Genomic DNA, 26,170 nt, shown 5'->3' on the forward strand with positions numbered 1-26,170 from the left:
ATTGAGAAGATCCTTTTTATTTATCACCGTAAGAATAAATAAATATATGATTTCATTGCGTTTCTTCTTTTTGTATTACTTCATTAATCAAGTTTTCCTACCATAAATGTTTAAGTTTCTGGAATAATAGTAATGGCAATTGTTCGAACAGGGTCATCTATTTCTTTGTTCGTGGCATTGTAGTATTTGGTCATTAATTCATTTAATTCGTTTTGAAACTGTAAAAAAAGTTCTTCATTAATCTTTAATTCGACTACAGAAAAAGTAGCACGATCCTCTTGGTGGTTTTGTTCCTCTAATTTTTTTAGATAGTTTTGGTATTGAGTCATGAGTAACAACTGATAAGAGGATATATAGTTTAATTTTTCCTCAATAGAAGCTTCTTTCCACTCATCTTCATCAAGTCTTGCTTCTTCTTCATTTAAAACGTAATATTTTTCGGAAACTGATTTGACCTTTTTTTCTTTAATTACCCGAATAATATTAGAATCCACCATAATTTGTATATGCCTATATAGAGTTGCTTGAGGTACATCTTTAATGATTTTAATCATCTCTAATGGTGTTAGACCATTCTCTTTATTTCTCATTAACGCTTGGCAGATTTTCATTCTTACCGGATGCATTATAATTTCGGTTTTATTACTCATAGTATCACCTTATTCACTGATTAACTTTAATTCTCATTATAAAGAATGAGAACAATAGTTGCAACATACCATCAATTATATTATCATTATCAATAATGAGAATGAAGTACTCAAATAGGGGGAATGGTGAAAATGAAGCTACACTATGGGTTTGATGATCTAAAAGATTTTAATTTTATGGCTTATTTACCAATTATATTGCCAGTTATTGTAGTATCGGGGGTATTAATTTTAATTGCATTAATTGATTTGTACCGACATAGAAAAATGAGAGAAAATGTGGTCTTATGGGCGATTATTATTTTATTTGCGAATACAATAGGATCTATTCTGTACTTTGTATTGGGGAGAAAGGATAGTGAGAGATTGTGAAATTGGAAATCAGAAATGTAACAAAAACATATAAAGAGAAAATTGCTGTCAATAATTTCTCAATGGAACTACAATCGGGAGAATGTGTTGGATTAATCGGACCGAATGGAGCAGGGAAGTCCACAATAATTAAAGTGATTTCAGACATAATCAATGCTAACTCAGGTGAAGTATTGTTGAACGGTAATAAAATATCGCAAATGAAAAGGGAAATAGGATACTTACCACAATACCCTAACTTTTTTAATTGGATGACCGCGAAAGAAACCCTTGCTTTTATGGGGGAACTTTCTGGGATTCCAAAAGAAGAATTAGTAAAATCGATACCGGAAATTTTGATAAAGGTAGGACTAAAAGGTGAAGAAAATTCAAAAGTTGGCACTTTTTCCGGTGGAATGAAACAACGACTTGGTATTGCTCAGGCACTACTTCATAAGCCTTCATTTATAGTCATGGATGAACCAGTATCTGCATTAGATCCAATCGGGCGAAGAGAAGTGTTAAACCTTATTGAAGAAATAAAAAAGGATACAACAATTTTATTATCGACTCATATATTGAGCGATGCAGAAGAATTATGTGAACGATTTGTAGTGATTAAGAATGGAACAAAAATAGAAGATACAACGATTACGGAACTATTAAATCGTAATAGCGAAAATAAAATAAATGTGGAAATTACAGACAAGGATCAACCGTGGATTGAAGTTATAAAAAAATTACCTTATGTGCAGGAAGTAGAGGTCATTGGGTACAAAATCAAAATTAATGTTGATAACATCAAAAATAACAAAAATATGTTACTGAAAAATGCACTAGATCATGAAGTTGATATTGTTAAATTTGATATCAATAATGATACTTTAGAAGATATATTCTTAACTTTGGTGGTGTAGAAATGAATAACTTTATTGTACTAACTAAAAAAGAATTTTCACAAATGATGCATGATTATAAAGTTATTTGGTTGCCGATTATATTTATCATTCTAGGGTTAACTCAGCCGATAGTTACTTATTTTTTGCCATCAATTTTGGAATCATTAGGCGGTGCTCAGGGAATTACGATTGATCCAAGTATGACAAATCAAAAAGGTGGCGAAGTGCTAGCCAGTACGTTAGGTTCTCAATTTGATCAGCTTGGAATTATGATTATAGCAATCTCAATGATGGGTATTATTCAATCAGATAAAGCGAATGGTATGTTAGCCTTTATTCTAACAAGGCCTGTTAATGTTGTTTCATATATCGGTGGGAAAATTGTATCTAATGGTTTGATAGTAGTTCTAAGTGTATCAATTGGATACATTGTTTCTTACTTATACGTAAATTACCTATTCACCGATATTCCATTTTTACATATGATTACTGGTCTATTATTTTACTTAGCATGGGTTCTTTATATTGTTTCTTTTACAACAATGATTAGTACTATTTTTCGTAGCCAGGGTATTATCGCATTAATTTCAATTGTTTACCTTTTAGTTTGTAGAATTATCGTCGGTTTGTGTCCAGCAATTGATTATGTAAATCCAGCTAGTATGAGTAAACATGCAATGGAATCACTAATAACAGGGTCAGTTAATCCAAACGGAATAGTCAATATACTACTTACAATTATTTGTATTTTGATGACACTCTTGGTTACGTATTATTGGATTGCTAATAAAAAATTTAATCATGAATAAGTCTTATATTATGAAATAGAAAACTATCTGTAATATGAACTAATAGGCATTGGATATAGAAGTTCCAATGTCTTTTTTAATCTGTTTAACAAAATATAGCTTATAAGATTAAGCAAATAGTATAAATGGTTTTTATGACCACGTTTATTAAGACATTTTCCACTCTATAAATATTTTCATAATTAAAAATTATAACGGATTTTTCTCCTATTGAAAGAGCTTATTTTTTAAAGGAAAAAATAAGACATTTTATTCAACTAACGAGAGTGTTAGTTGAAATACCTAATAGCAGGAAATATATTACATTTATAGAATAGAATGTTAATAATAATGAATGAACAGAGGTGACTTAATGGGCGTTGGCATTCAATTAACATTGTATTTAGTAATTTCAACGTTATTAAGTTTTTTATTTTTGAAGCTAGGAATTACGAGTAATATCTATTTAACATTTTTCATTATGATAATCGCTACAATTTTTACAGTAAGATTATCAGAAAAAGTTTATAAAAATAAATTTATAAAGAAAACTGAAGTATAAAGGATTTTGAATGGGTCCTATATGCTTTTTTCTTATTCAACTAAAGAGAGCGTTAGTTGAACAACATGATCGACGATTAGTCGGTCTTTTTTATTAAACAAACTGGCAGTTTAGTTGAACAAGGCTTTATTTTGTAAGATAGGAGGTTATCTTTTGAAAAAAGAGCAGATCGAAATGATTAATAATAAATTTCCCTTTTTCAGAGAAATACCAATACATGAATGGAAAGATAGCAGCGGGTTTATAACGACTCTACCTGTTCGTCAAATGATTGAGGAAGGATATATTTTTAAACATGTTTCTTTTGTACTTAACGGGTGTATTCGAGTTTATAAAATAAGTCCATCTGGAAAAGAGTTAACACTGTATCGATTAAGAAGTGGTGACACATGTGTTGTCATGTTAGCAAGCATTTTAGGTGAGACAGGATATGAAGCTATCGCTGAAATAGAAAATGAAACCGAGCTATTTGTTCTACCTGCTCAATTATTTAGAGAATGGTCACATAGATATAGAGAAATCAATACATATATTCATCGTTTATTTATAAAAAGAATAACAACAGTTGCGAATCTTATTGAGGATATAACGTTTAAGCCATTAAATTCAAGGTTGGCTGACTTGTTGCTCCAAAAATCAAATGGAACATCCGACAATCTTCTTTATATTACTCATCAATCTCTTTCCATAGACTTGGGTACTGCAAGAGAAGTAGTCAGTAGAACATTAAAAGATTTTGAAAGAAATGGGTGGATAAAACAGGAACGTGGTAAAATTTTTATCAATCAAAAGGAAAAGTTACAAGAACTAGTTGAAGTAATGTGATAAAGTCACTGAAATTATTCAATCAAAATCCTAGAATAAAAGATGTAAATCGTTTCATGCAAAAAATATTTTTCTAGGAGGAAATAAGATGACTTATTATAAGCCAGAAAATTTAAAGAAAATTCCACAGTTAGTAAAGAAAAGCCCTGAAGCTGCAAACGCCTATTTTCAATTTGAGAAGACGGTCTTTGAGAAAGAGACTATTCTTTTAAAAAAAACGAAAGAGTTAATTGCTATTGTAGTAGCTCATGTTACTGGTTGTCCGTATTGTATTGATGTACACATAAACAAATATAAAGCACTTGGAGGTACAATGGAGGAAGTTACTGAAGCTATTCTAGTAGCAGCATCTACTAGAGCAGGTGCAATTCTTGCCCATGGTGTTAACTCTTTGAACGCTTTCGAGGAAGGGGATTGAGTGAACAAGCATTAGCTTTTGCAAAGGAACAAGGACAAAGAGAAATCGTTGAGTTATTAGAAAAAAGGCTTATGTAACTAACGAGAGTGTTAGTTGCATAAGTGACCGTTCAAATTAAGTTAAAGAAAATAGATGAATAAGTGTGTCAAATTTAAAGGTGAATGCAATCGTAACAGAAGCCTATTTTGATGTTCCCCAATGGTTAAACGTATACGAAGACAAAAAATATATAACACTCTCAAAACTAACGAGAGCGTTAGTTTGAAGATCATGAGTCATTAATGTGGCTCTTTTTTATTGTTGAAACTGGCAATTTAGTAGAACAAAAAACAAGGTAAATTAGTTGGATTATAGAAAGGTAACAAAGAGGTGGTTTAATGAAAAACTTCTCTTTACTAAAACTAGGGAGTTAAACTTAATGAAGTTTCGGAGATTTTATTTACTGTAATTGCTTTGATATTGTTATTTACAGGAGATGGTTTTTATTATTCACATAAATCAGTGAATAATAAAAACCATCTCTGCAAAAGTAATAGATAAAATTCATTCAAAAGATAAATATATTGTTAAAATTGTTGATGTTAATAACGTTTTAAAAAATACTATTAAAACCAATTTAAATAACTTTATTGATACGATCTTTTTATTAACTTTTGGCATTTTTGTTATTATTAATCAAATATTATTACCAAAGAAAATGTCCAGAATGTTAAATTAGATTGTTTTATTTTATTCTAGGATGCTTCTTCATACTTTTGGGAATTGGACTATTATACATTATCGTTACAGAAGGACAATCAATTATAAATGATGTTAGAAATGATAAATGATTCGATTTAAGAATAAGACTGTATCGAGCTACTAATAAAAGTATGTCTTAATCAACTAAGGAGCGCGATAGTTAAGATTAAGTTCAGCAACTGGCTGAATCATATGTAGTATAAAAACAGGATAGAAATTGCAGATGAAACATCTGCGTTTCTATCCTTCTTTTTTTAGAAAATATAGCCATTTGAAAATTAATAAACTTTGAAGTTACAATAATTGATATAGGATGGGGGAATATAGATGAAATGGTATTTTCAAGCATTAAAAAATACATTTAATTTTAAAGGCAGAGCAAGACGAAAAGAATATTGGATGTTTAGGTTGGTGGATTTTCTATTCTTAATTTCGTTTTTCATAACAGGATTTTTGGTTGCAGGTGAAAAAATACCAGAGGTAGTTGGGGTAATTCCCAAAATTTATGACGTTTTGATATTTATTCCATATTTATCTGTGAGTGTTAGGAGACTTCATGATATCGGTAAAACTGGTTGGTGGGTTTTGATGTTAGTCCCAAGTAAATGTTCGTTATACATGGGAATAGATGTTAGTTCAAGAACTATGACCTTTGTAAGTATTACAATGCTTGTTACTTCGTTAATAGGTATCATTATTTTATTCATATTTGCATGTAAAGATAGTCAAAAAGGCGAGAACAAGTACGGGTTTAACCCTATTGGAGAGTTACTCTAAAGCAAACATATAATAAAATAGTTATTTCCTATTCAACTAACGAGCGCGTTAGTTGAACAAGAAAAGGAGGATAATCATTAATCGATCATCCTCTTTTTCAAGTTAGGAGGGGGAATTTATTATTGTAGTATCATCGGTGTGGGGAGGAATTTATGAAGAATACTTAATTTATTACAATGAACAAGGAAACCCTCAAATGGGGTTTCCTCTATTTTTATGTAGTAATCAGCATTAAAGTTTAAAATAGCCTATATGTTAAATAGAATCAATTAGAAGAAATAAAAAATTCACTGTTTAGCAAAGGTCGATCTTGCAAGTATAAAGCTAAATCTGGACAGTTCCCTTCAACAATTTCCTTTGCAATAAGCTTCGACAGCAGCTGGCTGTAAACCGTCCCGTTATCACCAAAGGCAAATAGGAAATAACTATTTGGAAATGCATCATATTTTCCGATAATTGGAATGCCATCGAATGTGCCTCCATAAAATGCTGCTAAGTAATATGCTGGCTGTACTTGAATAGTTGGAAACATTTTATTAAACTCTTCTATCAGTTTCTTCTTCTTGTGAATCAGTTTACTATCACGATCTTCAGGGTAAGAAGTATTATCATCAAGTCCGCCTATGATAATCCTGTTATCTCTAGTTGTACGCATAAATAAATAGGGACGAGCGGTTTCCCAAATGAGTGTTCTGTTATACCATTTGGAAAGATCTTTGACTGGTTGGGTAGTTACGGTATATGTACTTACAAAGGAAGCTTTTTTCTCCTTTTGAATTTCTATTCCTTCATAACCTGCTGCATAAATAATATATCTTGTTTTGATAGAATGACCATTCTTAGTAGATACAATCACCTTATCTTGTTCTTTATCATAATGGTGACCGTTCATTTCCGAATGTTCAAATATTCGGATTCCTTTACTTGCGGCGTACTCCAAAAGTGCATGGGTGTATCTGAAAGGATTGATTTCTGCATCATTGTATGAATAAATAGCGGCATCCCTGCTAAATGGATATTTTGCTTCAATATCATCCTTTGTTAAAAAAGTAAGTTCACAGTTTTTCTGTTTTAAGAAATCATATTCCTTTTTTAGACTTTCAACGTCGTCCCGACAGCTTGCGGTATAAAGAGTATCTCTTCTGTTGAATTCACAATTAATGATGACTTTTTTTGAGGCTACTTCAATTTCATTTATGGATTCCTTCAGTAGTTGTAAATGCCTTTCGATGTAACCTTCTCCAAAGGTGTTGATCAAATCTGTAAACATTTTTTCACCGGAATATTGAAGGAGGGCCGTATTCGTACTAGTACTGCCGCAGCCAATGGTTGATTTTTCAATTACAACCACATCTAAATTTGTATCGGAAAGATAATATGCACATTGTGCCCCTGAGCTTCCCCCCCCAATGATTAAAACATCACAAGATAGGTCTGCTTCCAACGCCGGATATGATGGAGCATCAGGAAAAGTTGTAGGCCAATAATAGGTTCCAGATTGTAAATTCATCTATATCCTCCAGTTATTAAAAAGTATATTTTTACTATTTCCAACCTCATTTTGTGTATGCAAAAAATCCCACTCAGATTTAACACTGTGTAATATTAAATATATGTGAAAGAATGAAGGTAACTGAACTGAAGTGAAATTTAAAATAGAAACGGCATCTGCCAGTTCTTTCGAGAAAATGACAAGTAAAGCACAAAGGCAGGAGAAGTGAGGCGCAAACAATTTAGCTCGATTTCACGTATTGAAAATCTGCACATATACTCGGAGCAAGAAACTGAAAAGAGGAAATTCAAAAATTAAGGATGAAATTTTTGAATGGATTGAAGAAAGAGGATTTACTGAAGAAATTAGGAATTTTTTAGTAAGAATAGTATTATGTTCAGCTAATACATAGTTCGTTATGTAACTAACTGCCGCATTATATATGATCGACTACCTGTATTGAAATTTAGGATTAAAAAGGGGTAGCTACTGCTATCCCTTTTTTATACTTAAAAATAACGTGGTTAAGTAATTACTATTTTTTTGAAAATTTTATTTTTCTTTGAATAAGAACAATTAATAACAGACATACAGGAATAATAACTTGAAGAGGTATATGTAAATAATATGGGACTATTTCAAATCCTTCTTTAATGTGTTCTAAGTAATTTGGGGCCATGAATAAAGAAAGCATAATAATTATAATACTAAGGGGATATATTAGCTTTTCAGTTTTCTTTACATTAAATAAATCGGCAGAACCAGAAAGTGCACAATAGAAAAAAATAGTAATTTTTATAAATCCTCCAAAAACCATTAACATAATAACAAATGTATCTAGTCTTTGTATAAAATGTGCAATATTAACAAAACTAACTGCCGTTAAAAGTGGAAAAGAAGTTCTTTCAAATAATGAAGCGCCTAAGATTGCTATATTATTAATATTGAATATAATCATTAATATCCCTGTGACAATTATCGCTAAAAATCCTATCTTAAATGTTTTTTTTGTTTTATTTACATAGGGAAAAATCATAGTAAACGTTATGAGTTCACCAAAAGGAAAAGTTAATGTAATGGGAAAGACATCTTTCAAAATTGGTTGTATTCCATTTTCTAAAACTGGCCTTAAATTATTAAAGTTTTGTAATTTAGAAATTGTTTCTGCTCCAATTAAAAAAAACAACATAATAACAATTAACATAAAAATTACTTCATTAGCCCGTGCAAATGTTTCAAGTCCCTTATATAAGCTATAAACTATTAGTGACATCATAATAATTCCAATTAAAATAATAGACGAAGAATTATATAGTGTAATAACTAAAACTTCTTCAAAATCACGTAAATCTCGTGCTGCAATATAAAGGAAATATACAATATAAATTAATGCTACAACTTTACCTGCATATTCTCCTAATATTAGTTGTATGTATTTTGTAAAAAGTAAACTTGGATATATTTCATATAATTTCAAATACACATATAATAATATACAACACAAAATAAGACTAATAAATATACTTATCCAACCGTCTTGTTTTGAATTATGAGCAAGGCCGAATACTGATGTAGTTCCTCCCTCAAACAAAAAAATCATACAAAATAATTGGAATCCACTGATTGATAATTTTCGATTCATCATATTACCTCAAATGATTTCAATTTAATTATAATATTATGGTTACCTTTAATTTCCAATAATATGTGAAAGTGAAATATTACCGATATTGATACTAAGAAAAAGGATAGGTAATTACTATCTTTTTTCAATTTTTTTATTTCAACTCTTTCAGTAATTCGTCACTTTAATGAGGAAAGGTATTAGCCCTTTTGGGGTGTAAATTTGAAGGGAAAATTGATTTATGGAATGACTATTTTATTTGCGATGTTATGTATCGGGTTGTCTACTTGTCAAAAAATAAAGAAATTGTTCATGTTAGTAAAAGAAATTGTAGATAGCTATGGTGGAAATCAAGGACTAATAAAATAATAGTTATAGAACTAAACGAGCGCGTTAGTTCAAAAGCAGACTCGGATAACTATGAAGGATTCGTTATAGTACTGTAAAATTATAATGAGGGGATATTTGTTTATGAGATCAAGTGTCAAAATAAAAAAAAATGGGAAGACGTAGATTTTTTTGAACTACATATGGAATTCATTGCAGTAGATTGCAAATCTTGATATTTACACTACAAATGAAGAATTAATTTGGATAAAGAGGTATATATTGATATTTTTAACGTTTATACTATTTTACACTTTTGCTTTGTGGTTAGTAGATGCTAATGTTGAATTTGCTATTATGAGTACATCTGGTGTTAACTACAGTATAATTAGTACTTATTTTTACGATTAGTATGAATATCTTAATTGGTCTTATAAAGTAATAAAATTTGACCGTATTATTGTCTTTATATATTCAATAATCTTTGTTGCTTTTTGTTTAATAAAAAAACGTTTGAAAATATAAGAAACATTCTTATTCTACTAACGAGAGCGTTAGTTGAAGGTCGTGAGTCACATTTGTGGCTCATTTTTTTATTAAAAAAATGGCATTTTAGTTGAACAAGGAAAACCAAAATAAAAATAGAATTAAGTAATATTATGGGTAAGTTTTTGATGTTGAGGTGAATTAGTATTGGAAAATAAAATTATTTATTGGATCGGTGGCTCTGCTTGTGCTGGTAAAAGTACTTTAGCTAATATGATAGCTGATAAGTATAAAATGGACCTTTATTCATGTGACGAACATTTTTATGAGCATTTGAGTAATATTTCCGCCATTAATTATCCGGCAATGTATAAGGTATCTAAAATGAATGCAAACGAAGCTTTTTATCTAAGGGATATTGAGGAACAGTTAAGAGTATATACACAATCCTTTATAGAAGATTTTCAGTTTGTTATGAATGATATTTTAAATACTCATACCTCATCAATTGTAGTAGAAGGTAATCAATTATTACCTTCTTTAGTTTTTCCTTATTTGAGAAAAAAACAAAATGCGGTTTGGATAATTCCCACAGAAAGTTTTCAAAAAAATCATTATAAGAAAAGGGAATGGTTAAAAGATATTTTAGAAAGTACAGACGATCCAACAGTTTCATTCGATAACTGGATGAAGAGAGATGCTCTATTTGCAAAGTATATCTATCATGAAGCTAAAAAATTAAAGTTACAAACTTTATTAGTCGATGGGAGTAATAATATAGATGAAAATTTCAACTATATTGAGAGAATTTTTGGGCTAAAATAAAAATTCTTATACAACTAACGCATGTGTTAGCCATCCATGGATCTAGAATTCACAACAGCGAATGAAAGGATTAGTTCGTTCTTTCATGATAGTTGTATAACAATCGACTGCTTCGGCGGTCTTTTTTGTTGTACTAACTGGCAGATTGGTTTAATAAGTAATTAAAGGTATTTAGAGATATTTTGAAGAACATAAAAATATCAGGTGGATTCTTTAGGAGGATTACAGGATATGTACAGATTTGTTCAGAGTATATTGGCAATTGTCTTGATTTTGAACCTTATGGGTTGTAATCAAGATCCAAAATCTTCAACAAACGGTACAACTGAGGAGACAACAATTACTAAATATTGGACTGGACAACAAAAGAATGCCGTTTCTTCAAGAGATATTGGTATTTGTGGAAAGTCAAAAGTGGCAAAAAGGAATGGTTCACCAGGTTTTATTATGATCAATTTTTTAGAAGAGCCACTTACATATCATTCAACTGAACTTGTAGTAAAATTCTCTTCTGAATCAATGATTGATACTGGGTATAAGTTAGGATCTTTGTCACTTTGGACAAAATCTGAATCAACTAAAGAAATATATATCGGTAAAATGGATAGCAGTAATAAACCAAATGATCTTGTAGTTTATCAGATTGGTGGTTGTTTATAATAATTGAAATCAAATACGATTTACATCAACTAACGAGAGCGTTATTTGAAGGTCAAGAACTGTTAAAACTGTTCTTTTTTTATTGAAGTAACCGGCAGATTAGTTGCATTTAAAAGGGGGATGTTAAAGTAGAAAAAAGTAAAAGAACCCTGTTTATAGCATAATAGGGTTCTTTTATTATATGGTATGGGGAGACCGAACGTTATTACTAGTTAATTTATTACTTCCATAGAGTTTCAGTTTTATGCTCGATGATGTGTACTACTTTTGGTTCAATATTTTTTTTCATTTGCTCCATTTGATCGTCATTATTACCAACCTGAATTTGTGCCTGTGTTTGTGCAATGGCATCAATTACTTGTTGTTTAGAAACATTTTTAGAAGCTGCAATCTCAACTACAGTCTTTCCTGTCGCTAATTCTTGTTTTAATTCTTGTGCGTTTATTTTTAATATAGAAAATAATTTTTCATCGTTTAAAAAATAATCTGCAGTATAATCAGGTTGACCTTTTGTAGAAAAAAAGCCTTCCACTTTAATATTTGAAGGTGTAGGTTGACCTTTTAATACCGATTGAATTTCTTTAGCGCTTGGTGCTTTTACTGTTGTTTTTACTTGTTTAATTTGATTAGATTGTACAGTTTTTACTGACTCGTTTTTTTCCTTTTGAGCAGCGTATGTAGTGCCAGCTCCTACTAATAATGCTGTTGAGATTCCAAGTACTGTGAATAATTTTGTTTTATGCTTTACCATTTTAAAACCCCTTTTCATAGTTATATTGGGTGTTACAGGTACAAGGATAACCAGACTATGTAAAGATGAAATGAAGATGAGATAAAGTTGAAATGAAACTTTCTTATTGAACTAACGAGAGCATTAGTTGAACAAATTCAGGAGTCGATTATGATCGGCTCCTGTTTAAGTATTTGTCTAGTTGAGTAATAAGAAAGGAAATACATATTTAAATGAAGAATATTTCAAATTTAGAAGTATGACTCAAGGGAGAGTTTAAATGGATAGACAAAGAACATTTTTTTATGGATTTATTATTGGAGTTACTTTAATGATTGTACCTATACATCCTTTCTTCTTTTGGAGAGATGTTATGGATATTGTTGACACTATTTTTCGTTATCTTGGTTTTGTACTTTTCCTAATTTGTGGTGGTGCATTAATTAAAGATTTATACAGAGTTATAGTAAGTAGGAAATAGCTTGTACAACTAACGCATGCTTTAGTTGAATAAGATTCCAAAATTGAACAACAAATAGAGAAACGGAGGATCTATACCGTTTCTTTTTTTATGGATACTCAAAGGTAGATCTATGCTAAAGTATAAAAATTGAAGAGTGAAAGCACTTAATGAAGAAAAGGTGAACAAGTATGAGTAATATTTATAATGTTAAAACACGAAAGTTAATTTTAACTGGTAAATAGTTTTCTATAATTTTTATTAAGTAACTAACGAGAGCGTAAGTTGTATAAAACTTAGGAGCTGATTTATTGAACAGCACCTATTTTACTTTTGGCGGATTACTTTGATAAGAAGATATTTAAATAAAAAACTATATAAAAAAGTTAAAAAATACATCTGGAGGCAATACATGGAGCTTTTAAATAAAACTTTAAATGGGCTGAAAAAAGACTACAAAAAGATAACACATTATATATTCAACATACTGAGGGATTGATTTACGAAGTTACTTGTAATTTCAAAGAACCAGCAGCTGAAAAAGCTATAAAATTATTTGAGAATCAAACGGGCTTTACGTTGCCACAAGATTATAAGGAATTTTTAATGCTACATAATGGTGCAAATCTGTTATATACACCAAGATACGGTGATGGAATTGAGTTATTTTCACTAGAATACACGTTAGAAGTGTATGAAAGCTGGAAGCACTACGAAATGTTCGAACGTAATTTATTTGCAATCGGGACATGTAGAGATGGATATTTATTAATTGACGCAGATCTGTGTAAACCAAATCCTAATCGAGAAGGAAATTATATGTACTGGTATACTGAGGGTGGGTCTGAAGAAGATGCAAAACTGCTATATACAAATTTCGAGTTATGGTTAGATCGAATCATAGCAGCTCAAGGCGATGATTACTGGAATTGGTCTATATTTTCGGCGGATAACTATTATAAATATAAATAAGTTTCTTATACAACTAACGAGAGCTTTAGTTCAATAGCGTACTTTAAATGTCGTTTTAGTAAATGAGATCATTTCTAGTACAAAAAAGGATAGGTAACGCAGAAACATATTCTGCTTTATCTATCCTTTTTTCACTTATTTTTAAATCAATCCAAATACTCGACTTTATTAACTTTTGTGTTTTTAAATTTCCAATTATTATCAATTTTTATTAAAGTATGCAAGAATTCACCCTGATTATCTCTAAATTCAGGACCGTTTAATTTAGTTGTCTTTTGAGTAATGATTACTTCTGCCTTATTACTAGTTATATCCTTGATTTTAACATTAATAAGTTCATACTTTAAATCATAAGTCTCAAATAGGTTTTGCATTGTTGACTTAAACTCTGCGCAATTATTTGTTGTACAATCAGTTTGAGATAATACTGCTTCAACATCTTCACTTTGAGTATATTCCAAATTAAGTTTGATAAAATTCTTTATTGATTGTTCATCCGATAATTTTTTATTTTTTTTCTTACCATCAGAAACACCACTTGTTCCACATGCTACTAATGTAAATACTACTGATATTAAACATAATACGTTAATAATTTTCTTCAAGTAATTATCCTCCATAATAAGAAATTCCTTATTAAGATATTCAATATATGTAATATTTTTCCTTTTTTTTGAAGTCTCTGTTAAATTAATATGTTGATCTTGGAACTAAAAAAAGAGGCTGTCTAATTTGACAGCCTTTAAACACTCTTATACAACTAACGAACGCTATAGCTTAAAAACACATGAGAGCCTATATTAATGTTTTTTTTAGAGGCAAAGCAAAGTCAGTACAATGTATCAGATTCAATTGCCCCATTTATACGGTAATGACAAATCATCAGAAATGTTTAATTGGATGAAAAGCATGCAATAATATCATTAAAATCATTTCCATGTAAATCTCTACCACTTGTAATTAGACAACTATTTAATGGTTGAAAGTAACGGATCGATATTCACTTTCCATGGAGAAAGAGGTGACGTTCTCACCAAAGTAAAAGAAAGTTTGGTTCTAATCAGACCTATATCTTTTATGAAGAGATTAACCTTAACTGGAATTTCAGTTGCAATGGAGTATGGCTCTGTCTCCTTTGTTTGGAGCAAAGCCCACTGTATAGCTTCTATTTTTTCTATTTTCTTAAGCTCATTTTTAATATTTTTTTGATTACTTATGGTAATATTTTTAGCCAAGCCTTTATCTCCGTTTTTAATGGTAACGAATAATACATTTAACAGTTGGGAAGGTGGAAGGTTATTCATATATTCATCAATCCTCCCAGCAGCTTTAAGGATCATCACTTGATGATTTATATCTGATCTTCCTGTCCGATGTGTAGTGCTTCCCCAAAAATGAATGCAAAAGTGACCACGGAAACCGTTTGGAAGAGAACCTGCACCATGTGGCATTCCGTGCATGGATGCAGGGATTAGGTTGTCATGAGCTAAAATTAATATAGCCCTTCTTCGCCAACTCCAGTTCCCATCGTATATTTCCTTCATTATCTTTGTATCTTCTCTTGTTAATGGCTGAACATCTGCATGCCTACTACCAGCTCTTCGTTGTACATCAAAGCTTTTGCCACTTTCCACATCAATTACAGTGAACTTTGAGTATTTTGGCAGTAATTTGTTGACAACTTCCCAATTCTGTATTTCTATTTGAAAGCTAATAGGAGAGAGAACTGGTTCGTCTGTCGTAGCGTAAGTAAGTTCTGCAAAGCAAAATAATGAAAGGGAAATGATTACAGTAAAAAAAGCTTTTTTCACAACTATATTTCAACTCCGATGTTTTGTATTTGAATATATCTATTTTGTGTTATTTTTTACATAAATTAGCTATTAAATAATTGGGAATATAAGGTATTCTTGATAAGGGAAAAGGGGATTAGTTTTGCAGTGGCTATTCATAGTTATGGCATTACTTAAATTTAACTAACTTCTTAATAAATTTTTATTAACTAACGAGATCGTTAGTTGAATAGCATCTATAGAAAAAAGACCAAGAAATGTGGTCTATTTATGTAATATTAAACTTAAACGCTTGTCTACTTTATAAAAATAAATGTTCTCCCAAAATTAAGTGGAGGAGAATACATTATTTTCATGCATAAGTAAATTAAAAATCCCTAGAAGTGTTGTAATATCAACGCTTATAGGGATTTTTTTATCGCTCTTTAAGAAACGACGTGGTCAACTGTTGTAAATTTTAAACGTTAATAAATAACTACAAAGGGGTGAGAATCCCTTTTTATTTAGACATCCTCAATTTAAAGTGACGCGACTTTTAAAGAAATTTATGAAAATTTCTTATAAAATTAATAGTTTTTTAAGAAATTGTTTAGAGGGAGTTCATCATTAAATATTATAGTTTTAGACAGGAGGAACAAAGTTAGCTAAGGGGGAAAAATTCTTGAGAACCCTCATTCAAGCCATTTTTATATAAAAGAGATTATACAAATTTTGTTAAAAGTAGGAACAAAATAATTATGATAGGATTCAAATGATACAAAAGTATTCTATCGATTAATTATAAATTAAATTTGGGAGTGGAGGATTTATATGACATTTTCTACAAGTAAAAGAAACAAATTATTGACTACTCTTGCTGCTACTGCAATGCTGTTGACAATTGTAACACCTGCATCTGCGAACAATATGAGTACGCTTCAAACTGCAAAAATAAAGGTAAACAATTATTACAAACTATCTATCAGGAATGTTTCAGATGTTCAGAATTCTGCAAAGATCAAAACAGCTACTTTAAATTATTTGAATAAGAGCTTGACTATTAAGAAATATGCAAATGAAAAAGCTTATTTAATTAAAAGGGTCGAGGCTAAATCACATGCAATTAATAAATATTACAAAAATAATCTATTAGAAACAAAAGGACAGGAAATGTCTAATATTCTAAGTAATACAAATTGGCAAGGTACGAGAGTATACGATAAAAATCACCAGGACTTAACAAAGGAGAATGCAAATTTTATTGGTCTTGCAAAATATGATGGGAAATCAGGAAGATATGAATTTTTTGATGCTAAGACAGGTATTAGTCGTGGAGACACGGGAACTTTTTTTATTACAAGTGATGGTAAGAAGAGAATATTAATTTCAGAATCATTAAAATATCAAGCAGTTGTCGATATGATAAAACTGAACAAAGATATTTTTACTTATAAAAGAATGGGAAAAGATGCTAATGGCAACGATGTAGAGGTATTCGTTGAACATGTTCCATTTAAAGGAAAAAATCTTTCTTTTACTAGTCCGGACAAGCAGTTAGATACTACGACGGGTAAAATTATTAATACCCTTGATGGAGATATTATTTTAGGGAACACACTTTGGAACGGAACAAAAGTTTTAGATGAAAACGGTAATGATATAACAATGTATAATACTAACTTTATTAGTCTGGCTAAATATGATAACAAGTCTAATAAATATGAGTTTTTCAGTCTAGCAACAGGTATAAGCCGTGGTGATTATGGATATTTCGATGTAGTTCACGAAAATAAAATAAGAGCCCATGTTTCTATAGGTGATAATAAGTATGGAGCGGTTCTTGAAATCACAGAACTTAATAAAAATAAATTTACTTATAAAAGAACTGGTAAAGACAAAGAAGGTAGGGACATTACTGTATTCGTTGAACATGAACCTTATAAAGGTCAATATAAGCCAAATTTTAGTTTTTAAAAGTTTGGATTAAACGCTAAGAGTTTAGCTTTACTGTGAATGAGAGATCTGGAAACATTTCAAATTTGATCATTAGCTTATTCATATATTTTATCCAAAGAAGCCATTCCACATATGGAGTGGCTTTTTTGATGTAGTAAAGGAAGATGAACACTTGAAATTAAAAAGGTGGAAAAAGTAAATGGGAAAATGGAAAACGTAGTTCAAGGTATAGCATTCAAGGTATAGCATTCAAGGTATAGCAATAGTAATCATATTAACTTTTATTGATAAAATAACAATTTCTTATTTGTTCAAATACATCTCTATAATTGTAATACTATTTACAGTTATGTATATAGTATCTAAAATCAACGTAACATCTATATTTATTATATTTTTACCAGATTTAATTTTAAAATAAGCAGCTAGTTGTCCAATATCACTTTTTTTAAGAATTAATAAATTCCTTATCGGAATAACGAGAGCAGCCAATGGCTGTTCTTTTTATATTCAAGTATTTACAAAGAGTTGTATAAAGTGTAAAATTACACTATAAGTTAATATAGGTAACTTTTGGGTAACATATACATAATCGTTATGAATTTATCTGTTAGGATGTGAACTAATATGAATAAAGATAAACTAATCGAACTCATCTCACAAAATGTGAGGTTGATTCGCCTAGAAAAAGGGTATTCGCAAGAAAAAATGGCAACCGTTCTTGGTATATCAAAGAAAACTCTAGTTCAAATTGAAAAAGAACGAACATCATTAGGATGGACAAACACGGTAGTAGTTTGTGCTTTGTTCAAGGATAGTATGATTTTAAAAAACTTTTTCGGTGATGAGCCGTTTGAGGTAATAGAAACACTCGCACATGATGAAATGAATACTCCAAAAGTTAAAACGTTAGGAGGGAAACTGTTTTGGAATGAAGTTGAGCATAAAGGCATCTATCGTGTACAACAAAACGTAATTAGTCAACATTATCGTATTTTAGATGATTCAGACTATCGATGGTATAGCTCATTTGAACTGGAAGATGTAATGAATCGTCTTTCTGAATTAATAAACAGTCAATCAAAAGATAATACATAAGAAAATTGAATCAAGGAGTTTAGTATGAAAATTATTAGAAAGATTGGTTTGTATCCATTACTACTCGCAGTAACAGCACTCTATACATCACTTAATCTAAAAGAAATGATAAATTGGGATTCAGGGATCGCAATCTTCGGAATGGGGGCCTATTTAGTTAATTTTCTTTTACTAGTTTCACTAGCATGCCTTTTTGATTTTTTTTATGTTGGTTTAAAAAACAAAAAAATAAAAGGTTATTGGATAAGTTTTACATTAATTTCAATGATTATTATATACACATTTTTTTATACAATAAGTATTCTTATTAATACGAACGTATATTAATTAAGCCTTTAAAATGACAATAGCATCACATAAACTAAATTTAAAAAAAGATTGATATCATGACATTATTACCTTGATAGAAAAGAGAGAAGAAGCATGAAGAAGTTATTAGTTTTTATTTTAAGTTTAATTTATGTTTCCTTAATGTATCAAGGGTCATTGTTTATAATCATCCCTTTATTCGGTGCAGTTCTTATACCATTGGGGCTTTTAATTTGTTACCATAAATCAATTTATAAAGATAATTTAATGGGTAATTTAATGTCTGTATTTTCAACTCTATTAGCTACATTTATAGGGATATTAGCTAATTATTGTGGAGCGTATATAAGATGGGAAATTTGAATAACATTCTTCAACCTGATGCTGAATATCTAATGTATATAAAATTTTTTACATTAATTAATTTGGGAGGAGCATTTATACTCGGATTGCTATTTTTGTTTATAAAAATGTTCCAAAGAAAAAGAAAGATAAGACTAAATTAAATCATTTGTGAATTTATTTCTATTATATAATTATTAATATCTTCTCCAACTAACGAGAGCGTTAGTTGAACTAGCGATCAGTTTATAAAATCTAGTGTGTTATTAAATTAACAAGAAAAGGGATGAAATATTGGATAAGTCAAAGTGGATACCATTGAATGATATCAAGGATGATGAAGAAATATGGGCAGGAGCAAGAGTTAGATTATACGATGTTGGATTGGATACAACTGAAAAAGAAAAAGATTACTATGAATTTATAATTTCATACATTTACGATAATAATGACTATCTTCAATTAACCAATTTAACAACAGGTAAAGCAGGATATGTAACCTTTGTTTTAGAAAAGGATTTACCGAACAACTTTGGATTAGGTAAAACATTAAAATATTTATTAGGTTTAGAAAATGCCTATATTAAATTCGAGTTTGAATAATCAAAAACTAAAAGAAGCACCTAATTTGAGGTGTATCCCTATTATATGTCCTTATTCAACTAATGAGCGCGTTAGCTACATAACGAAAGAAAAATAATAATAAAAAGGCGTTGCTCAGAGCAATGCCTTTTTATTCTATTGTATAATTTAAGTACATCTTGAATGTAGGGGGCAATAAAAGTAGAATGAAAGTTTATAAGGCAAAAATTCAATTAGTATTTTTTTTAATAGTAATTGGTTTTATTTCACTGTTTTTTACAATCATGTTCTCGGTTAGTATAAGTCGATTTACTGTTTCAAATTTCTTCATTTGGATTGGATTAATTGCGCTTACTTATTTTTTATTTTGGTGCTCATACTCTTTGTTTCTTTCGAGAAAAAAAGGAGAAGGAGTCCATTGGGATGATGAGGGGGTAGTAGTTGATTTTGAAGGTAATAAAATTTTTTGGAATGAAATTGAAAATATAGAATTTCATAAATCTGAAAATGAGATGCTTACGAGTTCAACATATATAAGAGTATTCATTTATAAAGAAGAGCAAGTTAGATTGAGACATAAACTCCCATTTAAAAATATTTTTTGGAGATATAGTGGTAGCATAGATTGGATTACGATTGAAAAACCAAAAGAAATGCACGAAGCGCTTATTCAATTTTGGCAAGAAAAAAATAAACTTAGTTCTAACAAAAACGAAAACTCATTTAATTAAGTTTTTTGCAAAGTTCTTCTTCTACTAACGCATGAGTAATTTGAATATCAAGATGGACTGTTTTGTCAGTCCTATTTTTTTAGAATTAATGAGCACTTTAATTGATTATGAGATAAGTATATACATTTAAATATTCCTTTGATCTGTTAAAAATATAGCGGAACTGTACGATGAAAATAGTATTCCACGTAAATTATCAGTTTTCATGAAGTTAAAAGGAAGTTTAAATGAGAAAGGAAAGATGTATGAAAAAAATAATAAATTTTATAATTTTAGCAATATTTATTACGATCTCTTATATTACAAATTCTACTTTAATTGAAATATTAGCAAGTTTATTTGGACTAATATGTATATACCTAGCTGCGAAAGAAAACATTTGGACCTATCCAACAGGAATTATAAATATAATTTTGTTTTTACTAATCTTCTACGATGCAAAATTATATGCAGATATGATGTTACAAGGAATGTTTTTCATATTAAGTTTGTACGGATGGGTGTATTGGTTACGTAATCGTGGTGAGAAAAACGTTCGTCCAACAACAAAACTTAATTTAAGTGGATGGATTTTGGTAATAATTTTGACACCTATTTTATCATTTGTATGGGGATATCTTTTAAATGAATACACAGATGCGAGTGTACCATATTTAGATTCATTTATTGCAACAACAAGTGTAGTTGCTCAAGTCCTACTTTCTTCGAAGAAATTTGAAAATTGGTATCTATGGATCCTAGTGGATATTTTATCAGTTGGACTGTATGCATACAAAGGACTTTATACAATAAGCTTTACATATTTTGTATTTTTAATCATTTGTATTTTAGGTGTTGTTAAATGGAGGAAAGAATATGACAAAGGGGTTTATTCTGGGTAAGTTTATGCCACTGCACCGCGGTCATTGTCACCTTATTCAAACAGCTGTTGATACTTGTAATGAAGTGACTGTTCTCGTTTGTAGTTTGCCAACCGAACCAATCGATGGAAACATTAGGTATGAGTGGGTAAAAAAAGCATTTCCAACAGTCAAAGTTATCCATTTTAAGGAGGTTGTTCCACAAGAACCTATAGAACATCCTCAGTTTTGGGATATTTGGACAGAAATTGTGCAGCGCCATCATCCTGAGCAAATTGATTTTGTTTTTTCTTCTGAAGATTACGGATACAAATTAGCAGAATGTGTAGGTGCAAAACATATTCTAGTAGACAAAGAGAGAAGAGTATTTCCAGTTTCAGGTACGCTGGTACGAAATAACCCTTTTGAGGTATGGGACTATATTCCAAATCACGTAAAACCATATTTTGTTAAACGTATTCTTATTCATGGTGGTGAAAGTTGTGGCAAGAGTACGCTAACTAAACAACTTGCAAACCACTTTGGAACGATTGGAGTACAAGAGTTTGCTAGAGAATGGATCGAAAATAATAACAATGAATTTAACTATAGTGATTTAATTCTTTTTGCTGAAGAGCAACATAAACAAATTGAAGAAGGTGTTCAAGTTGCCAATAAACTACTTTTTGCAGATACAGATAGTATGACGACTAAAATATATAGTGAAGAATATTTTGGTAAAGTGCATCCAAGTGTTGAACTATTATCAGAGAAATCAAATTGGGACCTTGTTCTGTTACTGAAACCTACAATACCTTATAAAGAAGAAATACAACGAAATTTTGGTCATAAGCGTGAGTATATGCATGAACGGTTTCAAAATATTTTAATCGAAAAAGGATTGCATTTCGTTGAAATTGATAAAGTAGCTGACGAGCGAATTAAACAAGCAATAGAGGCTATATATAATTTTTTTGATTTTAAAAATTAAATTTATGGGGTTAATATAAAATAATTAATTTAACAATTTCTTTATTCTCTTATACAACTAACGTATGCGTTAGTTGAACAAGAAAATCGACTATTTAGTTAGTCGATTTTTTTATTGATCTAACTAGCAGTTTTGGTTAAAGAAGGATAGAAATGGTTTTATGTTGAATTGGAATTATACAATGAAAATAGTAGGTGGAATTTTATGAGCAAAATTATAAGTTATTATAATCAGTTTGATGAATGGGGAAGGCTTGAACGTGAACCGATAGAGTTCCAAGTTAACTGGCATTTTATAAAAAAATATTTGCCTAAAACAGGATGTATACTTGATAATGGCGCTGGACCTGGAAAATACTCAATGGAGCTTGCTAAAGAGGGTTTTAAGGTAACATTAACCGATTTAACACCAAAATTAGTTGGAATTGCAAAAAATAAAGCTCAGGAATTTCAATTAGAAGGACAATTTGATGGTTTTTATACTGCTGATGCGAGAGAGCTTAATATGTTCAAAGATGAACAGTTTGATGCATCATTAATGCTTGGTCCTATGTATCATTTACAGGAAGAAAATGACCGTATTCAAGCGGTTCAAGAGTTATATAGAGTAACTAAAAAGAATGGACTTGTTTTTGTTGCTTTTATGCCTAGAATCAGACACATATTTAATTCACTCTTATCTCCAAATAATTGGAAGCCAAACGATAAAGTTGATACTATTCTTCAATTTTCTCAATCTGGTTGTTTCAATCACGCAGATGAGGGACGTTTTACAGGCGCATATTATTTTAATATTGAAGACATCAATCCTTTTATGGAAACGCAAGGATTTGAAAGTGTGGATTTAATTGGTTCAAATGTAGGAGCTATTTTAAGCAATGATAGTTGGAATTATTGGAGAGACAAAGGTGAAACTGAGGTAGAAAAAATTATTAAATTAATTAAAGAAAAAGCAACGGACCCTTATATTCTTGGGATTTCCTCTCATCTACTCTACATTGGCAAGAAAAAGTAAAACTAATATTAATTTAAATTCTTCTAACAAGAGCGTTAGTTCAACAGAATCAAGAGTCGCAAATGCGGCTTTTTTCATTTTAAAAGTCACTTAATCGAATGTATTTTTGAAAAAGGTGATTAAAAGACTTTTGCCGAATAATTGAAAAAATTACAATATTCGTAGGTACAGATGTCATTATATATTCTCGGGGAATTAGAAATGTATGTTTTGCCAATAGTTGCGTTTTATTGGTTTGCACGATTTGTTAAAGCTTATGAATCAAAAAACAAACGTAATTAATGGAAAGCCTTGTTCAACTAATGCATGCGTTAGTTGCAACACGAAAAGCTGCCTAGCAGCCTTTTTTTGTTCAAACTGGTAGTTTATTTAAACATAGAAAGATCGAAGAGAAGGGAATATCATTCAAAGACAAGAATTAACATATAATGGAAAAATAAAGTGGGTCTTATATAAATAATTAAAAAAGGAGGTCAAGTATTTGAAAAAGTCAGTAGGGGCAATTTATGTATTAATTTCTCTATTTATGTTTTTTCTCATTCCACTTGTAGAAAGTTTAAGTAAAACAATATGTAATTCAAGTGCTATTTGTCTAAATAGTGACAATAATTATGCACAAATCGAAGGTGTAATATGGATTCCAATTATTACATTGTTAATTGGAGTATGTATTATTTTTAGTAATGAATTAACAAAGTGGTTCAAACTTAAGTGATAATCTTTGAATACATAAATATTAATTATGTTTAACTTTGTTGACAACTAACACATGCGTTAGTTGAAGAACAAGAAGGTCTAGTTTGGCACTCACCTTTTTTATTATGTAATGAGCAATAAAGCTGAATTAACAAAGAACTAGGCTTTTCTTAATGAATTTAATAGAGGTAATAGAATACGATATTTAATTTGGTATTGTTCATTCTGTAAACCAATAATAATTTTGTCATTGGAGGAAGTTGTGTATGAGCAAAATACAAACATTACGGGGATTTGCGACTATTAATTACTGGGCAGATGATATGGAGGCGGCAAAGGCGTGGTACTCGGAGCTGCTGGGCATTGCGCCTTACTTTGAACGGTCAGGACCAGGTGGTCAACTAGCCTATGCCGAGTTTCGACTTGGAGACTACCAGCACGAACTGGGTCTGATCAATCGTCGTTTCGCTCCTACGCAAGCAACGGCTGGCCCTGGTGGTGTCATCATGTACTGGCACGTAGACGATGTGAAAGCCACACTTAACAAGTTGAAGGAAATGGGAGCGGAAGAATACGAACCGCTCACACATCGAGGTGAGGCGGGATTTATCACGGCTTCCGTAACTGATCCATTTGGTAATGTACTGGGTATTATGTACAATCCGCACTATTTGGAGATGTTGAATACCATAATTAAAGGGTGACCAGAGTAATGGCAATATAAAACATAGAGTTGTATTAAAAAAGATTGATAATCAAAATAATTAGTTTCCTTATACAACTAACACATGCGTTAGTTGAACAACATGATCGACTGTTTAGTCGATTTTTTTATTACTCTAAATGGCAGAATAATTGAACAAGGAAAGCAACACTTTATTGTCGAAATAGGTTAATAGATAAATTTATTAATCAAACTAATAGGAGTGTTTGATATGAAAAGGATTTGTAATCAATGCCAAACTGAAATGATAGAAGAATGTAAAGTAACTGTTGAAGGTGACTTGAGTGGTATTAAAATTAGTCAAAAAGGTAAAGGATTTTTCAATAATATATCAGCAAAAACAAAAGCAGCTATATGCCCAAATTGTGGTTATGTTGCTTTTTATATTGACGAGTACAAAGAATTTAAAAAGTAAATCCTGATGTAACTAACTCATGCGTTAGTTATGTTACTTACTGGAAAAAGGGAGAGAGCAATAAATGGAAAAAGAAGTACAAAAGTTTAGTATTAAACATCCGACAGTAGAAGATGCTCAATCGATTACTGATTTGGTGTCATTATGTGATATTGAGGAAATAGGTGAACCAGATATTACTTTGTCAGATGTCCTGGATATGTGGAATTCTATACAGATTGAAACAGATGCTTGGATTGTACTTTCGACAACTAACGAAATAATCGGATATGGTTTTGTTGAGATAACAGGGGCTAACAGAATGGATACTTGTGTATTTGTACACCCTCAGTATAAAAATCAAGGAATTGGTTCAGTTTTATTAAAGAAAGTAGAGGAACGAGCAAAGGTTTTAGCTAAAGGTAAAGATGGTGGGCAAAAGTTAATGAACCAAATTCCTTTTACTAATACCGCTGCTAGGGATCTGGTAGAGAATAGGGGATATCGATTCAGCAGGTTGTATGAAAGAATGAAAATCGAATTAGAAGGTCAACCAATTCAACCGCTATTACCAGAGGGAATAACGTTACAATCCTTTCAAGCCAATTATGATGAAAATACTCTATTCTCGTTATATGACGAGACATTCCGAGATGCATGGGGTTATACCAAAAAAGATTCATCAACATGGATTTCTCAAAAACAGGGTGAAGGATACGACCCAAGCCTTTGGATTATTGCGTGGAAGGATTCTAAACCAGTAGGATTTTTAATGAGTAGGATGCAAGATGATGGGTTATTTATTGATTTACTAGGAGTAAAAAGTGATTATAGAAAACATGGAATAGGTAAGGCAATGCTACTTCATATATTCGGGCTAGCATACCAACGTAAACAAAAAACAATCTTATTGTTTGTAGATACTGATAGCCTAACAAATGCTAACCGCTTATACCAAAATGTGGGAATGTTTCCCCATTCTCAAACAGCTATTTATATGAAGGAACTTACTATCTAACTGTTTTCTCGAAAAAACCACAGAATATTAGCTTTGTTTAGTTACATAAGGAATAGGTTGCTGAATATATGGAAAAGAAACTGGTTTTTAAGGAATATAAATAGTCATTGAGCATAG

The 26,170-nt window shown here is 30.6% G+C and carries 29 protein-coding genes and 2 pseudogenes; 25 read left to right on the forward strand and 6 right to left on the reverse strand.

Annotation, left to right across the window (positions count from 1 at the left end):
- Window positions 1–110: 110 nt before the first annotated feature.
- The gene (locus CAB05_RS07410; RefSeq protein ID WP_087999183.1) at window positions 111–650 is read right to left on the reverse strand and encodes a helix-turn-helix domain-containing protein; all 540 of its coding nucleotides are present in this window, start codon (window positions 648–650) and stop codon (window positions 111–113) included.
- Window positions 651–782: 132 nt separating this feature from the next.
- On the opposite strand from CAB05_RS07410, the gene CAB05_RS07415 reads away from it, so the two are divergent.
- From CAB05_RS07415 to CAB05_RS07445, 7 genes are all read left to right on the forward strand, one after another.
- Window positions 783–1,022 (forward strand): PLD nuclease N-terminal domain-containing protein, encoded by a 240-nt coding sequence (locus CAB05_RS07415; RefSeq protein ID WP_087999184.1) that lies wholly within the window; start codon window positions 783–785, stop codon window positions 1,020–1,022.
- A complete protein-coding gene (locus CAB05_RS07420) occupies window positions 1,019–1,918 on the forward strand; it encodes an ABC transporter ATP-binding protein (protein WP_087999185.1) in 900 nt (299 codons plus the stop codon). The genes CAB05_RS07415 and CAB05_RS07420 overlap by 4 nt, the downstream gene beginning before the upstream one ends.
- A gap of 2 nt (window positions 1,919–1,920) precedes the next feature.
- Window positions 1,921–2,709, forward strand: a complete 789-nt coding sequence (locus CAB05_RS07425) for an ABC transporter permease (RefSeq protein WP_087999186.1) — start codon at window positions 1,921–1,923, stop codon at window positions 2,707–2,709.
- Window positions 2,710–3,043: 334 nt separating this feature from the next.
- Window positions 3,044–3,250, forward strand: coding sequence for a hypothetical protein (locus CAB05_RS07430; RefSeq protein ID WP_158093205.1), 207 nt, complete (start codon window positions 3,044–3,046; stop codon window positions 3,248–3,250).
- Window positions 3,251–3,403: 153 nt separating this feature from the next.
- Window positions 3,404–4,075, forward strand: a complete 672-nt coding sequence (locus CAB05_RS07435; protein WP_087999188.1) for a Crp/Fnr family transcriptional regulator — start codon at window positions 3,404–3,406, stop codon at window positions 4,073–4,075.
- Between the two features lie 88 nt (window positions 4,076–4,163).
- Entirely contained in the window at window positions 4,164–4,493 is a 330-nt protein-coding gene (locus CAB05_RS07440; protein ID WP_087999189.1) for a carboxymuconolactone decarboxylase family protein, read from the forward strand.
- Window positions 4,494–5,561: 1,068 nt separating this feature from the next.
- Window positions 5,562–6,011: a DUF805 domain-containing protein gene (locus CAB05_RS07445; RefSeq protein ID WP_087999190.1), complete on the forward strand. Its 450-nt coding sequence runs from the start codon at window positions 5,562–5,564 to the stop codon at window positions 6,009–6,011.
- A 265-nt stretch (window positions 6,012–6,276) separates the two neighbouring features.
- Here CAB05_RS07445 and CAB05_RS07450 read toward each other — a convergent pair whose 3' ends face one another.
- On the reverse strand, window positions 6,277–7,521 hold the full coding sequence (locus tag CAB05_RS07450; RefSeq protein WP_087999191.1) for an NAD(P)/FAD-dependent oxidoreductase: 1,245 nt from the start codon (window positions 7,519–7,521) through the stop codon (window positions 6,277–6,279).
- 517 nt (window positions 7,522–8,038) lie between these two features.
- The gene (locus tag CAB05_RS07455) at window positions 8,039–9,148 is read right to left on the reverse strand and encodes a GerAB/ArcD/ProY family transporter (RefSeq protein ID WP_087999192.1); all 1,110 of its coding nucleotides are present in this window, start codon (window positions 9,146–9,148) and stop codon (window positions 8,039–8,041) included.
- A 201-nt stretch (window positions 9,149–9,349) separates the two neighbouring features.
- Between CAB05_RS07455 and CAB05_RS22100 the strand changes: the two genes are divergently transcribed.
- The 3 genes from CAB05_RS22100 to CAB05_RS07465 all read left to right on the forward strand — a co-directional run bounded on the left by CAB05_RS22100 (window position 9,350) and on the right by CAB05_RS07465 (window position 11,425).
- A complete protein-coding gene (locus CAB05_RS22100) occupies window positions 9,350–9,496 on the forward strand; it encodes a hypothetical protein (RefSeq protein ID WP_158093207.1) in 147 nt (48 codons plus the stop codon).
- A gap of 651 nt (window positions 9,497–10,147) precedes the next feature.
- Entirely contained in the window at window positions 10,148–10,765 is a 618-nt protein-coding gene (locus CAB05_RS07460) for a hypothetical protein (RefSeq protein WP_087999193.1), read from the forward strand.
- Between the two features lie 231 nt (window positions 10,766–10,996).
- On the forward strand, window positions 10,997–11,425 hold the full coding sequence (locus CAB05_RS07465) for a hypothetical protein (protein WP_087999194.1): 429 nt from the start codon (window positions 10,997–10,999) through the stop codon (window positions 11,423–11,425).
- 220 nt (window positions 11,426–11,645) lie between these two features.
- On the opposite strand, the pseudogene CAB05_RS07470 reads toward CAB05_RS07465, so the two are convergent.
- A pseudogene (locus CAB05_RS07470) lies at window positions 11,646–11,978 on the reverse strand (hypothetical protein); the annotation flags it as partial.
- A gap of 457 nt (window positions 11,979–12,435) precedes the next feature.
- Between CAB05_RS07470 and CAB05_RS07475 the strand changes: the two are divergent.
- Window positions 12,436–12,636 carry a hypothetical protein gene (locus tag CAB05_RS07475; RefSeq protein ID WP_087999195.1) on the forward strand — a complete coding sequence of 67 codons (201 nt, stop codon included), beginning with the start codon at window positions 12,436–12,438 and terminating at the stop codon, window positions 12,634–12,636.
- 474 nt (window positions 12,637–13,110) lie between these two features.
- A complete protein-coding gene (locus tag CAB05_RS07480; protein WP_158093208.1) occupies window positions 13,111–13,587 on the forward strand; it encodes an SMI1/KNR4 family protein in 477 nt (158 codons plus the stop codon).
- A gap of 146 nt (window positions 13,588–13,733) precedes the next feature.
- On the opposite strand, the gene CAB05_RS07485 is transcribed toward CAB05_RS07480, so the two are convergent.
- The gene (locus tag CAB05_RS07485; RefSeq protein ID WP_087999197.1) at window positions 13,734–14,192 is read right to left on the reverse strand and encodes an LptM family lipoprotein; all 459 of its coding nucleotides are present in this window, start codon (window positions 14,190–14,192) and stop codon (window positions 13,734–13,736) included.
- Window positions 14,193–14,555: 363 nt separating this feature from the next.
- Window positions 14,556–15,398, reverse strand: a complete 843-nt coding sequence (locus tag CAB05_RS07490; protein ID WP_087999198.1) for a hypothetical protein — start codon at window positions 15,396–15,398, stop codon at window positions 14,556–14,558.
- Between the two features lie 1,098 nt (window positions 15,399–16,496).
- Between CAB05_RS07490 and CAB05_RS07495 the strand changes: the two are divergent.
- The 13 genes and pseudogenes from CAB05_RS07495 to CAB05_RS07560 all read left to right on the forward strand — a co-directional run.
- A pseudogene (locus tag CAB05_RS07495) lies at window positions 16,497–17,333 on the forward strand (DUF4822 domain-containing protein); the annotation flags it as partial.
- 609 nt (window positions 17,334–17,942) lie between these two features.
- Window positions 17,943–18,413 carry a helix-turn-helix domain-containing protein gene (locus tag CAB05_RS07505; RefSeq protein ID WP_087999200.1) on the forward strand — a complete coding sequence of 157 codons (471 nt, stop codon included), beginning with the start codon at window positions 17,943–17,945 and terminating at the stop codon, window positions 18,411–18,413.
- A gap of 24 nt (window positions 18,414–18,437) precedes the next feature.
- Entirely contained in the window at window positions 18,438–18,740 is a 303-nt protein-coding gene (locus CAB05_RS07510) for a hypothetical protein (protein ID WP_087999201.1), read from the forward strand.
- A 96-nt stretch (window positions 18,741–18,836) separates the two neighbouring features.
- On the forward strand, window positions 18,837–19,085 hold the full coding sequence (locus tag CAB05_RS07515; protein WP_087999202.1) for a hypothetical protein: 249 nt from the start codon (window positions 18,837–18,839) through the stop codon (window positions 19,083–19,085).
- Between the two features lie 273 nt (window positions 19,086–19,358).
- Complete coding sequence (locus tag CAB05_RS07520; RefSeq protein ID WP_371870369.1) at window positions 19,359–19,667, forward strand: hypothetical protein; 309 nt, start codon at window positions 19,359–19,361, stop codon at window positions 19,665–19,667.
- A gap of 185 nt (window positions 19,668–19,852) precedes the next feature.
- Window positions 19,853–20,377 carry a hypothetical protein gene (locus CAB05_RS07525; protein ID WP_087999203.1) on the forward strand — a complete coding sequence of 175 codons (525 nt, stop codon included), beginning with the start codon at window positions 19,853–19,855 and terminating at the stop codon, window positions 20,375–20,377.
- Between the two features lie 245 nt (window positions 20,378–20,622).
- Window positions 20,623–21,258: a nicotinamide riboside transporter PnuC gene (gene pnuC, locus CAB05_RS07530; protein WP_158093209.1), complete on the forward strand. Its 636-nt coding sequence runs from the start codon at window positions 20,623–20,625 to the stop codon at window positions 21,256–21,258.
- Complete coding sequence (locus CAB05_RS07535; RefSeq protein WP_087999205.1) at window positions 21,233–22,207, forward strand: AAA family ATPase; 975 nt, start codon at window positions 21,233–21,235, stop codon at window positions 22,205–22,207. The genes pnuC and CAB05_RS07535 overlap by 26 nt, the downstream gene beginning before the upstream one ends.
- A 204-nt stretch (window positions 22,208–22,411) precedes the next feature.
- Window positions 22,412–23,221 (forward strand): class I SAM-dependent methyltransferase, encoded by an 810-nt coding sequence (locus CAB05_RS07540; protein ID WP_087999206.1) that lies wholly within the window; start codon window positions 22,412–22,414, stop codon window positions 23,219–23,221.
- A gap of 481 nt (window positions 23,222–23,702) precedes the next feature.
- Window positions 23,703–23,936 (forward strand): hypothetical protein, encoded by a 234-nt coding sequence (locus CAB05_RS07545; protein WP_087999207.1) that lies wholly within the window; start codon window positions 23,703–23,705, stop codon window positions 23,934–23,936.
- A gap of 247 nt (window positions 23,937–24,183) precedes the next feature.
- A complete protein-coding gene (locus CAB05_RS07550; RefSeq protein WP_087999208.1) occupies window positions 24,184–24,621 on the forward strand; it encodes a VOC family protein in 438 nt (145 codons plus the stop codon).
- A 231-nt stretch (window positions 24,622–24,852) separates the two neighbouring features.
- Window positions 24,853–25,056, forward strand: a complete 204-nt coding sequence (locus CAB05_RS07555) for a nucleic acid-binding protein (protein ID WP_087999209.1) — start codon at window positions 24,853–24,855, stop codon at window positions 25,054–25,056.
- 64 nt (window positions 25,057–25,120) lie between these two features.
- Window positions 25,121–26,053 carry a GNAT family N-acetyltransferase gene (locus CAB05_RS07560; RefSeq protein ID WP_087999210.1) on the forward strand — a complete coding sequence of 311 codons (933 nt, stop codon included), beginning with the start codon at window positions 25,121–25,123 and terminating at the stop codon, window positions 26,051–26,053.
- Window positions 26,054–26,170 lie beyond the last annotated feature (117 nt).

The sequence above is a fragment of the Gottfriedia solisilvae genome (genome assembly GCF_002128405.1).
Taxonomy (GTDB): domain Bacteria; phylum Bacillota; class Bacilli; order Bacillales; family Bacillaceae_G; genus Gottfriedia; species Gottfriedia solisilvae.

Excerpts from the sequence above, each read along its gene's own strand:
- CAB05_RS07410 (WP_087999183.1), bottom strand. The coding sequence starts at position 650 with ATGAGTAATAAAACCGAAATTATAATGCATCCGGTAAGAATGAAAATC.
- CAB05_RS07415 (WP_087999184.1), top strand. The coding sequence starts at position 783 with ATGAAGCTACACTATGGGTTTGATGATCTAAAAGATTTTAATTTTATG.
- CAB05_RS07425 (WP_087999186.1), top strand. The coding sequence starts at position 1,921 with ATGAATAACTTTATTGTACTAACTAAAAAAGAATTTTCACAAATGATG.
- CAB05_RS07430 (WP_158093205.1), top strand. The coding sequence starts at position 3,044 with ATGAACAGAGGTGACTTAATGGGCGTTGGCATTCAATTAACATTGTAT.
- CAB05_RS07440 (WP_087999189.1), top strand. The coding sequence starts at position 4,164 with ATGACTTATTATAAGCCAGAAAATTTAAAGAAAATTCCACAGTTAGTA.
- CAB05_RS07445 (WP_087999190.1), top strand. The coding sequence starts at position 5,562 with ATGAAATGGTATTTTCAAGCATTAAAAAATACATTTAATTTTAAAGGC.
- CAB05_RS07450 (WP_087999191.1), bottom strand. The coding sequence starts at position 7,521 with ATGAATTTACAATCTGGAACCTATTATTGGCCTACAACTTTTCCTGAT.
- CAB05_RS07455 (WP_087999192.1), bottom strand. The coding sequence starts at position 9,148 with ATGATGAATCGAAAATTATCAATCAGTGGATTCCAATTATTTTGTATG.
- CAB05_RS07465 (WP_087999194.1), top strand. The coding sequence starts at position 10,997 with ATGTACAGATTTGTTCAGAGTATATTGGCAATTGTCTTGATTTTGAAC.
- CAB05_RS07475 (WP_087999195.1), top strand. The coding sequence starts at position 12,436 with ATGGATAGACAAAGAACATTTTTTTATGGATTTATTATTGGAGTTACT.
- CAB05_RS07505 (WP_087999200.1), top strand. The coding sequence starts at position 17,943 with ATGAATAAAGATAAACTAATCGAACTCATCTCACAAAATGTGAGGTTG.
- CAB05_RS07510 (WP_087999201.1), top strand. The coding sequence starts at position 18,438 with ATGAAAATTATTAGAAAGATTGGTTTGTATCCATTACTACTCGCAGTA.
- CAB05_RS07515 (WP_087999202.1), top strand. The coding sequence starts at position 18,837 with ATGAAGAAGTTATTAGTTTTTATTTTAAGTTTAATTTATGTTTCCTTA.
- CAB05_RS07525 (WP_087999203.1), top strand. The coding sequence starts at position 19,853 with ATGAAAGTTTATAAGGCAAAAATTCAATTAGTATTTTTTTTAATAGTA.
- pnuC (WP_158093209.1), top strand. The coding sequence starts at position 20,623 with ATGAAAAAAATAATAAATTTTATAATTTTAGCAATATTTATTACGATC.
- CAB05_RS07535 (WP_087999205.1), top strand. The coding sequence starts at position 21,233 with ATGACAAAGGGGTTTATTCTGGGTAAGTTTATGCCACTGCACCGCGGT.
- CAB05_RS07540 (WP_087999206.1), top strand. The coding sequence starts at position 22,412 with ATGAGCAAAATTATAAGTTATTATAATCAGTTTGATGAATGGGGAAGG.
- CAB05_RS07550 (WP_087999208.1), top strand. The coding sequence starts at position 24,184 with ATGAGCAAAATACAAACATTACGGGGATTTGCGACTATTAATTACTGG.
- CAB05_RS07555 (WP_087999209.1), top strand. The coding sequence starts at position 24,853 with ATGAAAAGGATTTGTAATCAATGCCAAACTGAAATGATAGAAGAATGT.
- CAB05_RS07560 (WP_087999210.1), top strand. The coding sequence starts at position 25,121 with ATGGAAAAAGAAGTACAAAAGTTTAGTATTAAACATCCGACAGTAGAA.